Source organism: Pseudomonas sp. 14P5.3.2, assembly GCF_057799175.1.
Genome location: NZ_JBYOKU010000055.1, coordinates 1 through 15,060 on the forward strand (window position 1 = coordinate 1; position 15,060 = coordinate 15,060).

The 15,060-nt window shown below is 58.5% G+C and carries 15 protein-coding genes; 5 read left to right on the forward strand and 10 right to left on the reverse strand.

The window, feature by feature from the left end; all coding sequences use genetic code 11:
• Positions 1–176: 176 nt before the first annotated feature.
• The 6 genes from msrQ to AC27VU_RS27555 form a co-directional block, all read right to left on the reverse strand.
• A complete protein-coding gene (gene msrQ / locus AC27VU_RS27530; protein WP_003228211.1) occupies positions 177–788 on the reverse strand; it encodes a protein-methionine-sulfoxide reductase heme-binding subunit MsrQ in 612 nt (203 codons plus the stop codon).
• A complete protein-coding gene (msrP, locus tag AC27VU_RS27535) occupies positions 788–1,801 on the reverse strand; it encodes a protein-methionine-sulfoxide reductase catalytic subunit MsrP (RefSeq protein WP_488725314.1) in 1,014 nt (337 codons plus the stop codon). The genes msrQ and msrP overlap by 1 nt, the downstream gene beginning before the upstream one ends.
• 63 nt (positions 1,802–1,864) lie before the next feature.
• Positions 1,865–2,722: a CDP-diacylglycerol--serine O-phosphatidyltransferase gene (gene pssA, locus AC27VU_RS27540; protein ID WP_003228213.1), complete on the reverse strand. Its 858-nt coding sequence runs from the start codon at positions 2,720–2,722 to the stop codon at positions 1,865–1,867.
• Between the two features lie 147 nt (positions 2,723–2,869).
• Positions 2,870–3,886, reverse strand: coding sequence for a ketol-acid reductoisomerase (gene ilvC / locus AC27VU_RS27545; RefSeq protein ID WP_003228216.1), 1,017 nt, complete (start codon positions 3,884–3,886; stop codon positions 2,870–2,872).
• A 48-nt stretch (positions 3,887–3,934) separates the two neighbouring features.
• On the reverse strand, positions 3,935–4,426 hold the full coding sequence (gene ilvN, locus AC27VU_RS27550; RefSeq protein ID WP_003205610.1) for an acetolactate synthase small subunit: 492 nt from the start codon (positions 4,424–4,426) through the stop codon (positions 3,935–3,937).
• Positions 4,427–4,428: 2 nt separating this feature from the next.
• Positions 4,429–6,153: an acetolactate synthase 3 large subunit gene (locus AC27VU_RS27555; protein WP_045122841.1), complete on the reverse strand. Its 1,725-nt coding sequence runs from the start codon at positions 6,151–6,153 to the stop codon at positions 4,429–4,431.
• Positions 6,154–6,552: 399 nt separating this feature from the next.
• Between AC27VU_RS27555 and AC27VU_RS27560 the strand changes: the two genes are divergently transcribed.
• Positions 6,553–6,969, forward strand: a complete 417-nt coding sequence (locus AC27VU_RS27560; protein WP_488725315.1) for a DUF4124 domain-containing protein — start codon at positions 6,553–6,555, stop codon at positions 6,967–6,969.
• A gap of 89 nt (positions 6,970–7,058) precedes the next feature.
• Here AC27VU_RS27560 and AC27VU_RS27565 read toward each other — a convergent pair whose 3' ends face one another.
• From AC27VU_RS27565 to mrcB, 3 genes are read right to left on the reverse strand one after another with little or no spacing between them, the layout of a single operon-like run.
• Complete coding sequence (locus AC27VU_RS27565; RefSeq protein ID WP_488725316.1) at positions 7,059–7,394, reverse strand: YqcC family protein; 336 nt, start codon at positions 7,392–7,394, stop codon at positions 7,059–7,061.
• Entirely contained in the window at positions 7,394–8,149 is a 756-nt protein-coding gene (locus tag AC27VU_RS27570) for a tetratricopeptide repeat protein (RefSeq protein ID WP_103484950.1), read from the reverse strand. Before AC27VU_RS27570 ends, AC27VU_RS27565 begins: the two co-directional genes overlap by 1 nt.
• Positions 8,150–8,165: 16 nt before the next feature.
• A complete protein-coding gene (mrcB, locus tag AC27VU_RS27575; protein ID WP_488725317.1) occupies positions 8,166–10,490 on the reverse strand; it encodes a penicillin-binding protein 1B in 2,325 nt (774 codons plus the stop codon).
• Between the two features lie 116 nt (positions 10,491–10,606).
• Between mrcB and AC27VU_RS27580 the strand changes: the two genes are divergently transcribed.
• The 4 genes from AC27VU_RS27580 to AC27VU_RS27595 all read left to right on the forward strand — a co-directional run bounded on the left by AC27VU_RS27580 (position 10,607) and on the right by AC27VU_RS27595 (position 13,969).
• Entirely contained in the window at positions 10,607–12,163 is a 1,557-nt protein-coding gene (locus tag AC27VU_RS27580; RefSeq protein ID WP_488725318.1) for a bifunctional aminoglycoside phosphotransferase/ATP-binding protein, read from the forward strand.
• Between the two features lie 91 nt (positions 12,164–12,254).
• Complete coding sequence (locus tag AC27VU_RS27585) at positions 12,255–12,599, forward strand: pentapeptide repeat-containing protein (RefSeq protein ID WP_003228227.1); 345 nt, start codon at positions 12,255–12,257, stop codon at positions 12,597–12,599.
• A gap of 280 nt (positions 12,600–12,879) precedes the next feature.
• Positions 12,880–13,152 carry a TfoX/Sxy family protein gene (locus AC27VU_RS27590; RefSeq protein ID WP_003228231.1) on the forward strand — a complete coding sequence of 91 codons (273 nt, stop codon included), beginning with the start codon at positions 12,880–12,882 and terminating at the stop codon, positions 13,150–13,152.
• A 16-nt stretch (positions 13,153–13,168) separates the two neighbouring features.
• Positions 13,169–13,969, forward strand: a complete 801-nt coding sequence (locus AC27VU_RS27595; protein ID WP_201136570.1) for a Crp/Fnr family transcriptional regulator — start codon at positions 13,169–13,171, stop codon at positions 13,967–13,969.
• A gap of 226 nt (positions 13,970–14,195) precedes the next feature.
• Here the strand turns inward: AC27VU_RS27595 and AC27VU_RS27600 are convergent, their stop codons facing one another.
• The gene (locus AC27VU_RS27600; RefSeq protein ID WP_488725319.1) at positions 14,196–15,047 is read right to left on the reverse strand and encodes a ChaN family lipoprotein; all 852 of its coding nucleotides are present in this window, start codon (positions 15,045–15,047) and stop codon (positions 14,196–14,198) included.
• Between the last annotated feature and the right edge of the window lie 13 nt (positions 15,048–15,060).

Sequence of the window (15,060 nt, forward strand, 5' to 3'; positions counted from 1 at the left end):
TAAAAGAGCCAAACATCACCGCTCTTTCAACTCCTTCCAGGCTTCGATGAACTGAAGCAACCCGCTATCGAAAACTGCGTAACTCATTGAATCTCAAGGAGTTTTCCGTTTCGACTGCGCCTGAAGTGGGCGAATTATAGACCTCCAGAATCTGCCGTCAACCGTTAATTTCAGTTTTATTGCAAAACCTGCTTTTTGGTCAGCAAACGCGGGATTCGCCGCGCAACCGCAGGTACACGCATCAGTAAAAGCACCGCACCTATAAAGGCATAGATCGCCCACTCCTTGAGATCAGCACGCACGATCCACAGCATATGCAGCAATCCCAGCCCCAGAATCACATACACCAACCGATGCAATTTCTTCCAGCGCACACCCAAACGGCGCTGACTGTAGCGATTTGAAGTCACCGCCAACGCCAACAGACCAAGGAAACCCAACGTCCCCACAATAATGTACGGCCGCTTACGCAACTCCACGCCCAGCTGCGACCAGTCGAAACCGAGAATAAACGCCATATAGCTGAACAGGTGCAGAACCACATAAGCAAAACACCAAAGTCCCAATTGACGGCGCACAGCAATCCACCCTGCCCACCCCGTCAATTTCTGCAGCGGCGTCATGCTCAAGGTGATCAACAGCAATACCAGCGTCCCCAGCCCCAATCGATCAACCAGCACCTTGCCAGGATCCGGACCGAGCACATCGGCAAACGCCTGATAAAACCAAAGCAATGGCCAGGTCGCCGCCGCAATGAAAACGCCTACACGCCAGAACGGATATCGCATCAGTAGTTCTTCCGCAAATCGAGCCCTGTATATAAAGAAGCAACTTCATCCGCATAGCCGTTGAACATCTGTGTATCACGCACATTCGGCTTGAACAGACTGTTCGGCAGACGCCGTTCCCGCGCCTGAGTCCAGCGCGGATGATCGACCGTGGGATTCACGTTGGCATAAAACCCGTATTCATCAGCCGCGATGCTCTGCCAGGTGGTCTTGGGCTGTTCGCTGACCAGACTTATCCGCACAATCGACTTCACACTTTTGAAGCCGTACTTCCACGGCACCACCAGACGCAGCGGCGCACCATTCTGATTCGGCAACTCGCGGCCATACATGCCTACCGCCAGAATCGCCAAGGGATTCATCGCCTCATCAAGGCGCAAGCCTTCTACATAAGGCCAGTCGATCAGGGCAAAACCCGAGCGCTGCCCTGGCATGCTCTTGGGATCCTGCAGGGTTTCGAAGCGAATGTATTTGGCCTTAGAGGTCGGCTCGACCTGCTTGAGCAACGCAGAAATCGGAAAGCCAATCCACGGGATGACCATCGACCACGCTTCAACACAGCGAAGGCGATAGATACGCTCCTCTAACTGGTACGGTTTCATGAAGTCTTCAAGCGCATAACGCCCGGGTTTGCCCACTTCCCCATCGACGACAACGCTCCACGGCTCGGTTTTCAGCGAACCGGCATTTGCAGCCGGATCGCCCTTGTCGGTGCCGAACTCATAGAAGTTGTTGTAGTGGGTCGCGTCTTTATAAGGCGTGATCGCCTCATCCTTGACGTTGACTGCGCCCCATTTAGTAGAGGGGAGCTTCTCGGCAAACCAGGCAGGCGCCTTGCCCGACTCGACATCGGCATAACGCGCCGCGTCTTCAGCGCTGGCCCAACGCGGCAGGCTGCTCACGGCGATACCGGCAGCGGTAGCTCCGAGCAATTGGCGACGAGAAAGATAAATGGATTCAGGCGTGACATCCGACTCATGGCAGTCGGACGCTTTGGGGATTTTGATCAGCATGGCAACTCCGCAGCTTTGGAGGACAGATGCACCCATAGACTGCGGAGTATGCGGGAAATTACATCACTCGGCGTTTTTGTGACGACGAAGATGCAACAGATATTGCACCGGGCCGGAAGCGGCGTAAGCGAGGAACACCAGCAGCAAAATACGCGGCGGATCGCTGAACACCACGGCGAACACCAGCACCACGGCGAGAATCGCCACGAACGGCACACGGCCCTTCAAATCCAGCTCCTTGAAGCTGTTGTACTTGATGTTGCTGACCATCAGCATGCCGGCAGCCGCCACCATCAGCGCGACCAGGAACGACATCTTCGAACCCTGAATGCCGTAATCGCTGAACGCCCAGACGATCCCCGCCACCACGCCGGCAGCTGCCGGACTGGCCAGACCGATGAAGTAGCGCTTGTCCGCCGTACCGACCTGGGTGTTGAAACGCGCCAGACGCAAAGCGGCACCGGCTACATAGATGAAGGCAACCATCCAGCCGACCTTGCCCATGTCGCCCAATGCCCAGCCAAAGGCCAGCAGCGCCGGTGCGACACCGAAAGCGACCATGTCGGACAGCGAGTCATACTCGGCGCCGAAGGCACTTTGCGTATTGGTCATGCGCGCGACACGCCCATCAAGACCATCGAGCACCATGGCCACGAAGATTGCGATCGCGGCGAAGGCGAAATACTTGCTCGCGTTCGCAGAATCCCCGGCGCTCAAGGCAGCCTGGGCACTCATCGAGTTGATGATGGAATAAAACCCTGCGAACAGGTTCGCAGTGGTGAACAGATTCGGCAGCAGATAGATACCACGATGCCGGACTTTACGACCTTCTGCGTCGTGCCCTTCCTCGACATGTTCATCGATGGGCAGCAGGCTTTCGGCGTCAGAAGCCTGGTTCGGCTCTTCGGGACGTTCGCTCATGGACATTACCTTGCAACGGTTTGGAAAGTTTCGACAGGTGCCTGTGACGACGGTTCGGCCACAAACGATGCAGCTTTATACCAGAACCATCGGTTTCAAACGAAAAAACGCGGCCGAAGCCGCGTTTTTTCGTACAAGGATGACGACTTAGTTTTTGGCTTTGTCGACGATCTTGTTGGCACCGATCCACGGCATCATGGAGCGCAGTTGCTCGCCGATGATTTCGATACCGTGAGCGGCGTTGTTACGACGCTTGGCGGTCATCGAAGGGTAGCCGGTTGCGCCTTCGCTGATGAACATTTTGGCGTATTCGCCGTCCTGAATACGTTTCAGGGCATTGCGCATGGCCTGACGGGATTCGGCGTTGATCACTTCCGGACCGGTCACGTACTCGCCGTACTCAGCGTTGTTGGAGATCGAGTAGTTCATGTTGGCGATACCGCCTTCGTACATGAGGTCAACGATCAGTTTCAGTTCGTGCAGGCACTCGAAGTAGGCCATTTCCGGCGCGTAGCCAGCTTCAACCAGAGTTTCGAAACCGGCTTTGACCAGTTCAACGGTACCGCCGCACAGTACGGCTTGTTCGCCGAACAGGTCGGTTTCGGTCTCGTCCTTGAAGGTGGTTTCGATGATGCCGGTACGACCGCCACCCACACCAGCTGCGTAGGACAGTGCAACGTTTTTGGCGTTACCCGAGGCGTCCTGGTAGATCGCGATCAGGTCAGGGATACCGCCGCCCTTCACGAACTCGGAACGTACGGTGTGACCCGGAGCTTTCGGCGCGATCATGATCACGTCGAGGTCGGCACGCGGAACAACCTGGTTGTAGTGGATCGCGAAGCCGTGGGAGAAGGCCAGGGTGGCGCCTTTCTTGATGTTCGGCTCGATTTCGTTCTTGTACAGCGAGGACTGGAACTCGTCCGGGGTCAGGATCATGACCAGATCGGCAGCAGCTACAGCGGAAGCAACGTCGGTCACTTTCAGGCCGTGGGCTTCGGCTTTGGCAACAGTGGCCGAACCTTTACGCAGACCGACGGTAACGTCGACACCGGAATCTTTCAGGTTGCACGCTTGAGCGTGGCCTTGGGAGCCGTAACCGATGATGGCAACTTTCTTGCCCTGGATGATCGACAGGTCGCAGTCTTTATCGTAGAAAACTTTCATGAATTTCCCCTATATATCCAGGCCGTTCAGGCCATTCGCTAATTTGGTTTAGATGCTGAGTACTTTGTCGCCGCGGGCAATGCCGGTCACGCCGCTACGGACGGTTTCCAGAATCGATGCGGTGCCGATGGACTGAATGAAGCTGTCGAGCTTGTCGCTGGTACCGGTCAATTGAACGGTATACACGCTGGCGCTGACATCGACGATCTGTCCACGGTAAATATCGGTGGTGCGTTTGATCTCGGCGCGCTGGGCACCAGTGGCCTTGACCTTGACCAACATCAGCTCGCGCTCGATGTGAGCGCTTTCCGACAGGTCCACCAGCTTGACCACTTCGATCAGCTTGTTCAGGTTTTTGGTGATCTGCTCGATGATTTCATCGTGGCCGACAGTGGTCAGCGTCAGACGCGACAGCGTCGGGTCTTCGGTTGGGGCCACCGTCAGGCTTTCAATGTTGTAGTTGCGCTGCGAGAACAGGCCGACTACGCGAGACAAAGCGCCGGGTTCGTTTTCCAGAAGCAGGGAAATAATGTGCCGCATGATTAAGTACGCTCCGTCTTGCTCAGCCACATATCGCGCATGGAGCCGTCTTTGATCTGCATCGGGTAGACGTGCTCGCTGGTATCGACCGAAATATCGATCACCACCAGACGATCTTTCATGGCGAACGCCTCTTCCATCTTCGACTTCAAATCTTTCGAATCGGTGATGCGCACGCCGACGTGACCGTAGGCTTCAGCCAGTTTGACGAAGTCAGGCAGCGACTCCATATAAGAGTGCGAGTGGCGGCTGCCATAGCTCATGTCCTGCCACTGACGAACCATCCCCAGAACGCCGTTGTTCAGGATGACGATTTTCACCGGCAAGCCGTATTGCAGGCAGGTCGACAGTTCCTGGATGTTCATCTGGATGCTGCCTTCGCCGGTGACGCAGGCAACGTCGTCATCCGGGAAGCTCAACTTGATGCCCATGGCCGCCGGGAAACCGAAGCCCATGGTGCCCAGGCCACCGGAGTTGATCCAGCGGTTCGGCTTGTTGAACTTGTAGTACTGCGCAGCGAACATCTGGTGCTGGCCCACGTCAGAAGTGATGAAGGCATCGCCCTTGGTCACTTCGCACAGGGTCTCGATCACGGTCTGCGGCTTGATCAGGCTGCCGTCGCCCTTGTCATAAGGGAACAGGCCGCGATCACCGCGCCACTCATCGACTTGCTTCCACCAACTGGCAACGGACTCCTTGTTCGGGGTTTCGCCGATTTCCTTGAGGATCGCGACCATTTCGGTCAGGACACTCTCAACCGGACCAACGATTGGCACGTCGGCCTTGATGGTCTTGGAGATAGAAGCCGGGTCGATGTCGATGTGGATGATCTTGGCATTCGGGCAGAACTTCGCCGCGCCGTTGATCACACGGTCATCGAAACGTGCGCCGACAGCCAGGATCACGTCGGCATGGTGCATCGCCAGGTTGGCGGTGTAGCTGCCGTGCATGCCAAGCATGCCGATGAACTGACGGTCGGTGCCTGGGAAACCACCCAGGCCCATCAAGGTGTTGGTCACCGGCAGGTTGAGCATTTTGGCCAGTTCGGTCAGCGGTGCGGAACCGTTGCCCAGGATCACGCCGCCACCGGAATAAAGCACTGGGCGTTTGGCCGCCAGGAGCATTTCTGCCGCTTTGCGGATCTGCCCGGAGTGGCCGCGAACGGCCGGGCTGTAGGAACGCAGCTTGGCTTTTTTCGGGAAGACGTATTCGAACTTCTCGGCCGGGTTGGTCATGTCTTTCGGGATATCGACCACGACCGGACCTGGACGACCGGATTGTGCAAGGTAGAAGGCCTTCTTCATGACTTCCGGGATTTCCGAGGCGTGCTTGATCATGAAGCTGTGCTTCACGATCGGCCGGGAGATACCGATCATGTCGGTTTCCTGGAACGCGTCGGTGCCGACCATGGTGCTTGGCACCTGACCGGAAATGATCACCATTGGAATCGAATCCATATAGGCGGTGGCAATACCGGTGATGGCGTTTGTGGCGCCAGGACCGGAAGTCACCAATACCACGCCGGCTTTACCGGTGGCACGAGCGTAGCCGTCAGCCATATGGGTAGCCGCTTGCTCGTGACGAACCAGGATGTGGGTCACTTCCGGTTCTTTGAACAGGGCATCGTAAACATGAAGGAGAGCACCACCAGGGTACCCGTAGATATATTTGACGCCTTCGTCACGCAAGAAGCGGACGAGCATCTCACCGCCAGATAAAAGCTCCACGTTGTTCACCTCTAAAACGCCAGAATACCGTCCACACAAAAGGGGCGGGTCTTAATAGGTTTACTTCTCGGCAGAGCATGAGCGACGGTGGTCGCCGACTACGTCAGCACTGACTGAGCAAGTATTGGGATCGTCCCAAGTGTTGCGGGCCTTTCCCACCCAGCGCGAGGTAACGCGTTGCGGGTGTAACAGGTCGACGCGGATATGCGCCTCATGATCTACCGAGTGGGTCTGCTTCTGGCAGTCCCTCTACAGCGGACTTTGGATTCTTCTGTTTCGCCCTCTCCAAGTCAAGCCGTCAATGTGCTTAATTGTGGGTAAGCACATGAGAACGCAAGAAAAAACCTGAAAACCGCTACTCTGTTAGTGTCAATTGCGCAATTTTGCCAAGGAATCAGCATGCGAACGCTCCTCGTCACACTGCTGATCGGTCTCAGCCCGTGGTGCATGGCCGGTCAGATCTACAAATGGGTCGATGCCCAAGGCGTCACTCACTTCGATGCGCAGCCGCCGCAAGGTCAGCCGGCGACGACCATGCAGACGCCCTCCTCGCCCCAGCCGAAACCTGCCGCCATCCCTGGCAGCGGTGCGTTGGGCGATCAGAAAGCCATCGACGACAAGGTGAAGAGGCAGGTGACCGAGCAGCAGGCGCAGCTCAAGGCGTTTTGCGAGCAGGCACGGACGAACCTGGCGCAATTGCAGAACAATCCGCGTTTGAGGGAGGAAGTGGAGGGAGAACTGAGGCGTCTCGACGATGCACAACGGCAGGAGCGCATTGTCGAAGCGCAGAAGCAGATCGCGCAGAACTGCGAATAGACACCTGTAGGAGCTGCGATCTTTTGACCTTGTTTCCAAGAGCAGATCGAAAGATCGCAGCCTGCGGCAGCTCCTACAGGGGATCGGTACTAGCGGGAAGCGGTGATCAGCAGGTCAAACTCTTTGAGCAACACCTGCAATTGCCGATCCTTGCCCTGCAGATTGCGCTGGGCAAAGACCATTTCGGCCATTTCCTGAATGCCCGAGGCATTGGGTAACGGCAGATCCTGCTCAAGAATCATCTTCATCCGAGGCAGGAAGATCCATTGCAGCCACTGCTCGAAATCCAGCGTGTCGACCGAAAACGGCTCGACACTGCTCAAGGCTTCGACCGATGGCTGAACGTCATCCCACCAACCCTGCGCGCGCAGTTCGCGCTCGATCAACAGCAACTGATCGGCAATTTTCGGGAAACGGCCATCCATCACAGCGAAACCTTGGCCTTCTGACGGGCCTGAGCGGCGCCGGCGGAATCGCCTTGTTTCTCACGGGACTGAGCGATGATTTCCCACAGGTTGGCCTGCAAGTCTGGACGACCGTTGGCCATGGTCAGCGCCCGACGGGCGAATTGCTCGGCCTGTGGCGCATCACCTTGAGCCATGCGTACTTGCGCCAAGCGGTAAAGCACTTGCGGCTCACGCGGGGCAACGCGTTGAGCGCGCTCCAGGCTGGAAGACGCACCGTTGAGGTCACCACCCGCCTGCTGCTGTTGCGCGGTGGTCAGCAAGGCGAGCACCGGGCCATCAAGCTGTTCGTCAGCCGACAGACCACCGCCACTGCTGGCCGAAGGAATGCCGCTTGGGGTCGAAGGCATGCTGTAGCTGCCGGAGTTGATCGGCGCCGACTCGACCGGCGACGGGTTGTACGGCCCCGCGGTGATACCGCCGGACGCTGGCCCCGGAACGATCGGCGACGAGCTGATCGGCGTCGAAGTTGTCGCGCCACCGCCCGGCACCATCACTACCACACCGGTGTCGCCTTGCGGGATGGCCTGGGATTGCGCCTGATCCTGCACCGGGCGTTTGACTGTCGTCTTGCGGAAGCCGCCGTTGGCCGACAGGCGTTCGCTGTTGGACACGGTCGTGCCGGCATCCACCACCGGGATCGAACCACGCTGTACGGTAGAGCAGCCGCTGAGCAAAGCCACGGCAGTCACCGCTGGAATCAACCACTTGTTCACTTGAAACCCTCTTTGCTTAATTCATCCAGCCCTTGACCCAATCCATCACCGACTCTGGCGAAGCAGGCGTTTCGCTTGCACACGAGGCGCCGGGTGGCGGTTCGCTGCCGCGAATATACGGCATCTGCACCGCCCCCGGACAGTTGGCATCGGAGCCTTGCCCGGTACGCGAATCGACCCACGCCTGGACGATATTGTCCGGCTGCGGCATGTCCAGCGGCAGCGGATCGGCCTTGCGCATGAAACTGGTCCAGACCTGCAACGCGCCAGTCGCACCGGTGAACGGGGTCTTGCCGTTGTCGTCACGACCCAGCCAGACCACCGCCAACAGATCCTGACTGAAACCGGCGAACCAGCTGTCGCGCGAATCGTTACTGGTACCGGTCTTGCCGGCCAGCGTCAGGGTCTTGGGCAGCACGTTGTAAACCGAACTGCCGGTACCTTCACGCATTACCCGCTGCATGGCGTTCTGGATCAGGTAGATGGAAGCCGGATCGAAACGCTGTTGAATCTGGAACGGATAACGCTTGAGCGGTTCGCCATCGGCGGTCAGTACGCTACGGATCCCGCGCATCGGCGTATTGAAACCGCCGTTGGCCAGGGTCTGGTACATGGTCGCCACTTCGATCGGGGTCATGCCGCCAGCGCCCAGCAACATCGACGGGAATGCCGGGAATTCCCGCGTAACGCCCAGGCGTCCCAAGGTCTTGAGCACGTTCGGCACGCCTACTTCCAGGCCCAGACGCGAGGTCGACAGGTTGTAGGAATGCGCCAGGCCCTGATAGAGGAACACGGTGCCGTGGGAGCGACGGTCATAGTTCTGTGGTTTCCACACCTGACCGTCCGCCCCCTTGACCGCCAGCGGTTCGTCCGACAGCCAACTGGTCAGCGTGTACTGGCTCGGTTTCTCCAGCGCGGTCAGATAGACCGCCGGCTTGATCAGCGAGCCCACCGGCCGCACCGCATCCAGCGCCCGGTTGAAACCGGCAAAACTGGCCTGCCGGCTGCCGATCATGGCCTGGACTTCGCCGGTCTCCGGGTTGGTCACGACCATCGCCGCTTCCACGTCATCGGAGCCCTTGCGTCCGGCCAGGCGTTTAAAGGTGTCATTGACCGACGCCTCGGCCTTCATCTGCAGAATCGGGTCGAAACTGGTGAAGATCCGCAGGCCTTCTTCGGTCAAGTCTTCGTCGCGGTAGTCTTCACGCAACTGGCGTTTGACCAGATCGATAAAGCCCGGGAACGAGCTGTCGGCGAGCTTGCCGCGAGTGGTGACACCCAGTGGCATTTTCTTCGCCGCTTCGACCTGTTCGGCAGTCGCCACGCCTTGCTGCTCAAGCACGTCGAGCACCAGGTTACGCCGCTCCAGCGCGCGTTCCGGGTTGCGACGCGGGTTGTAGTAGGACGGCCCTTTGACCATGCCGACCAACAACGCTACCTGATGCAGCTTCAGCTCGGACAATGGCTGACCGAAGAAGAACTGACTGGCCAGACCAAAGCCGTGCACCGCACGCTGACCGTCCTGCCCGACGAAGACTTCGTTGAGGTAGGCCTCAAGAATTTCCTTCTTGTCGTAGTGCAGCTCCAGCAGCATCGCCATCATCGCTTCGGTGAGCTTGCGGCTCAGGCTGCGCTCGTTGGTGAGGTAGAAGTTTTTCACCAACTGCTGGGTCAGCGTACTGCCGCCCTGGGTCATCTTGCCGCCAGAGGTGTTGACCCAGATCGCCCGGGCAATCGACTTCGGCGACACGCCCCAGTGACTGTAGTAGTCCCGGTCTTCCACCGCGATCAGAGTATCGAGCAGGTACGGCGGCACCTGATCGATCTTGATCAGGATGCGGTCTTCAAGGTTTTTCGGATAAATGCCGCCAATCAACAGCGGCTCCAGCCGCACCACGGACAATTTCGCACCGTTGAGCCCCGAGAGCTCGGCCACATAGTCGCCGGAGAAGCGCACGCGCACCGGCTGGGCTTTTTCCAGGCCTTCATAGAACTGGAAGCCACGGGTATTCAGATCAACGGTATTGCCGTTGACGGCAGCAGCGCCGGGGCCATTGCTCACGGCTTCGCGGCGATAGCCCAAGGCATCGAGCTCGGTGAGGAAATCTTCCTTGCTGAGCTTTTGTCCGACGAACAGCTCAAGCGGACGCGCGTATACCTTGGCCGGGATGGTCCAGCGCTTGCCGGAGAACTTCTCCTGCACCACGGCATCGAGGTAAACGGCGAAGCCAGCCAGCACCACAAGGCCGACCAGACTGAGTTTAATGGCCCAACCCAGCCATGGGCGCAGGCCCCGGGAAGGTGGTTTTTTCTTGGTACGGGGGGATCGAGTTCGAGTCATGGCGGCGGATTATACGCACTTTATTCATACTCAACAGGAGCGCTCCGAGGTTTGCGTCAGGCTGGCGAGCGGCCATAATGGCGACCTCGAATTTCCCAGTCTCTGAAGGATCGCCCGTGAGCCAGTCCCTGATCGCTGCCCTGCAAAACCCGGCCCTCTACCCGCACCCCGTCGAAGGGTTCCAGGTCATCGAAACCCATATCTCGTGGGTGATCCTCACCGGCCCGTTTGCTTATAAAGTGAAGAAGCCGGTGAATTTCGGCTTCCTCGACTTCACCAGCCTCGAATCGCGCGCGCACTTCTGCGCTGAAGAACTGCGTCTGAACCAGCGCCTGACCGAAGATTTGTATCTGGACGTGTTGCCTGTGACCGGCAGTGTCGAAGCGCCACAACTGGGCGGCGACGGCCCGGTGATCGAATATGTGCTGAAAATGCGTCAATTCCCACAGACCGGCCTGCTCAGCACCTTGCAAGCCAACGGCGAGCTGACCACTCAGCACATCGACGAAATGGCCGAGCAGATCGCCAAATTCCACCTCAGCGCGCCAAAAGTCCCGGCCGAACACGACGCCGGCACGCCGGACAGCGTGATGGCCCCGGTGCGCCAGAACTTCGAACAGATCCTGCCGTTCCTCAGCGACAAAAATGATCTGTTGCAACTCGAGGCACTGAAAGCCTGGGCCGAAAGCAGCTTCGATCGTCTCAAGGCACTGTTCAGCCAGCGCAAGACCGAGGGTTTCACTCGCGAATGCCACGGCGACATCCACTTGGGTAACGCCACCGTCATCAATGGCAAAGTGGTGATCTTCGACTGCATCGAGTTCAACGAACCGTTCCGCTTCACCGACGTCTGGGCCGACACCGGTTTCCTGGCGATGGACCTGGAAGACCGTGGCCTGAAATCTCTGGCCCGCCGCTTCATCAGCCAATACCTGGAGCTGACCGGCGACTATCAAGGCCTGGAAGTGCTGAACTTCTATAAAGCCTACCGCGCACTGGTTCGTGCCAAAGTCGCGCTGTTCAGCATGCCGGCGGATGCCACCCCGGTGCAGCGCGCAACCACCCTGCGCCAGTACCGCAACTACGCCAACCTGGCGGAAAGCTACAGCACCATTCCTTCGCGCTTCATGGCCATCACCCACGGCGTATCGGCTGTGGGCAAGAGCCACGTAGCCATGCGCCTGGTCGAAGCGCTGGGCGCGATTCGCCTGCGTTCCGACGTCGAGCGCAAGCGCCTGTTCGGTGAGCAAACCGTAGCTAACGACGTGCAGGCGGGGATTTACAGTGCCGACGCCAGCGCCGCCACTTATGCCCGCCTGCATGAGATTGCCGGAGTGATTCTGCACGCCGGTTTCCCGGTAGTGATCGATGCGACCTACCTCAAGCGCGAGCAACGCGACAACGCCGCTCAAGTCGCCGAGGCCACCGGCACGCCGTTCCTGATTCTCGACTGCAACGCACCGCAAGCCGTGATCGAGAGCTGGCTGGCGATTCGTCAGGCTGACAAGAAAGATCCTTCCGACGCTACGCTGGCGGTAATAGAGGCCCAGCAGGCCAGCCGCGAAGCGCTGACGCCAGAAGAAATTCTGCGCAGCAAACGCGTACAGACCAATGAAAGCGGGACCCTCGACACCGTAGTCGCACAGATCCGCCAGCGCCTGCCAGGCCTGTAAGAAACTATTTCGGCCGTGAAGCCCTCGCTTGCTTCACGGCCGTCAAATAGTGGCACTATACTGGCGTCATAAAACCAACAGGTGATGTGACATGAGCCAGCCGAAACTTCTCGACACCCCGCTTTATGCCCTGCTGCACAAAGACGACATCGCAGGCTTCAACAAGGAACGCCCGAACGACGGCCCGATCGACATGGTTGGTGGCGACTTCCGTGGTCTCGACTTGCGTGAACTGAACGCCGATGGCGTGGATTTCCGGGACGCCTACTTCCGCTCTGCCGATTTGCGTGGCATCGACTTCCGTAATGCATCACTCGAAGGCGCGAGCCTGGCCCATGCGCAGATTTCCGGCGCGTACTTCCCGCCGGAGCTGAGTGCGGACGAGATCCTGATGTCGATGAATTTCGGCACCCGTCTGCGCTATCGCACTCGCTGATAATTTTTATCTTTCTCTGACCCGACGCCTTTCCCGTGTGGGAGCGGGCTTGCTCGCGAAGGCGTAGTGTCAGTCGATACATCTGGTGGCTGACAGGACGCCTTCGCGAGCAAGCCCCGCTCCTACATGTTTCCGCGTTTCTTCCCTCCTTTCTGCGTTCGCAGCCCCTTTCTTAGAAGCGTTTGCGTCGAATCCGACCAAACAACCACGCTTTTCCTACTGATGGCTACACTCCTGAGAAGATCGCCCACGCACCATTCGGCCGTCGCAAGGAGGCTTGATGAATGATGAACTGCAACACCTGAAGAATCTTGGCAAGACGTCGGCGCAATGGCTGCATGCCGTGGGTATCCACAGCGCCTCGGACTTGCGTCGCCTGGGGGCGGTGGACGCCTATCGGGCCGTGCGTACCCGCGGGTTTCGCGCATCAAAGGTGTTGTTGTACGCGATCGAAGGGGCGCTGATGGATGTGCACTGGAACGACATCCCGGCCGAACGCAAAGACGCCTTGAACAAGCAGCTCGAAGCCATCTCCTCGCGTCACAAGAACTGAACAGGCGCTGACGGCCATGTATCTGCTCGGGGAACAATCGGCACCTGTCGATGCACTGATCAATCGTTTGCAGAGTTTGCCTGCAAGCTGGCTCGAGGGGCTTTCGCCGTGCGGGCCGGCGCTTGAGCCAGAAACCTCTGACGACCTGATGGCGCAGCTCCCACATGATCAACTGTTTCTACTGACAGAAGGCGTCATCAACGGCTACATCGGCGGCCGTGCGCTGTTTTACTGGCAGGAAGGCGATCTGATCGGTCTGCAGCAAGGTGACGCCTGGGCCGATTGTCGTCTGCGCAGCGACGGGCCATTGCGCTTGCTGCCCTATCGGCGAACCGAACTGTTCCAGCATTTATATGCCGAGCCGGGCCGGGCCGAACAGTGGCTTGAGTATCTGCTGGGGCAGATGGCGCTGCTGGCTCACGCGGTGGCCGAACTGAAACCGCGGGAGTTCCGCAGCACCAATGGTTTTAAACGGGTCGAGAGCGGTGAGGTGCTGATCCAGCAGGGCGATGCCGCCGATCACGTCTTCGTGATCATCGATGGGCATGCCGAAGCGTTCGTGGATGGACACAAGGTTGGCGAAGTGCCCAAGGACGAGATTTTCGGCGCCATGGCGGTGTTCACCGGTGAGCCACGCAATGCGACGGTCATCGCTCGCGAGCCGAGCACGGTGATGCTGATTCCCGGCGAGCAGTTTCTGAGCATGACCCGCACCAATCCGAAGATCGCGCACAGCCTGATTGAGAGCATGGCCCGGCGCATCGGCCAGCTCAATCAGCAGATCACGCAACTGAGTGCGATCAAAGCTCCACGTTGAGTCCCTTGTTTCCGGGGCATTCCAGCCATTTGCACGACTAAATCAAGCAAACGGAAAAACAGTGGTTGACTCGGTAATGAGAATCGCTATGATTATCACAACTGGTCGCGAGATCAGTCGATATTCTGAAAAGCCCTTGGTTCGGACTCTCAGATTATCTCCTCATCAGGCTAATCACGGTTATTTGACCCGGTTTTTACCGGGTCTTTTTTTGCCTGTGGAAAAGTCATTGGCCAAATTGTTTGCGCATCTGCACGCAGTAATCCTGCGCGGGCATGGCCGGGGTGTACCAGACGAAATCAGCCATCGCCGCAGTCACTTCAGCGCCCTGCTCGGCGAGCATCAGCACCGTTGGTGCCCGGGCCGCGCCCAGATCCAGCACATGCAGCGGCACGCCAACATCCTTGCGCGCATGCCAGCCCCCCGCCAACAGTAACGACGGCGTCGGCGCCGCCATCAAGCGTTCGGCCATACGCCGATCCCGCTGTTGTTGAACAGCAAGCATCGCCGGCATCTGTGATTTGGGCAGTAAGCCGCAATGTGAGTCGCTGATCTGTTCGAGCAGCGTGGCTTTCACCAATGCCGCATTGCTGCGAACACCGCTCATGGCTGGCGACTGGCGATAGACAGCGCGGATTTCGCCGTCATCCAGATTGGCCGCCAACAGCGGATAGGGTTGCGTGAGGGCAAACCGAACGATCGGTCCATAGAGATTCCAGTCCCAGCCATCCTGCCAGGCCAACGCGGTGGGAAGATCAGTAGGGAGCGCTGCTGCATGGCGAACCTGGTCAACGTTCGGCTGTTGCTTCGGCGTGAGCATTTCCAGCAGCAGACTGCCCTGAGGACGCTGCTCCCCAAGTGCCTGCAACAGCCACAACTGCGCGGCGTGGTGATCGGCGTTGTCATGCTGCTCGCCGATGATGAGCAGTTGCGGCCCCGACAGACGCGTCAGCAGTTCCTGTGCCGTCAGTATCTGGCCGCTGTGCAGATCACGAATTTCGCCACTGATTGGCGGGGGCGGGGCAACATGCTGACACCCTGCAAGCAGCAACACCGCTAACAACCACATCCCGCGCATACCATCACCTCGA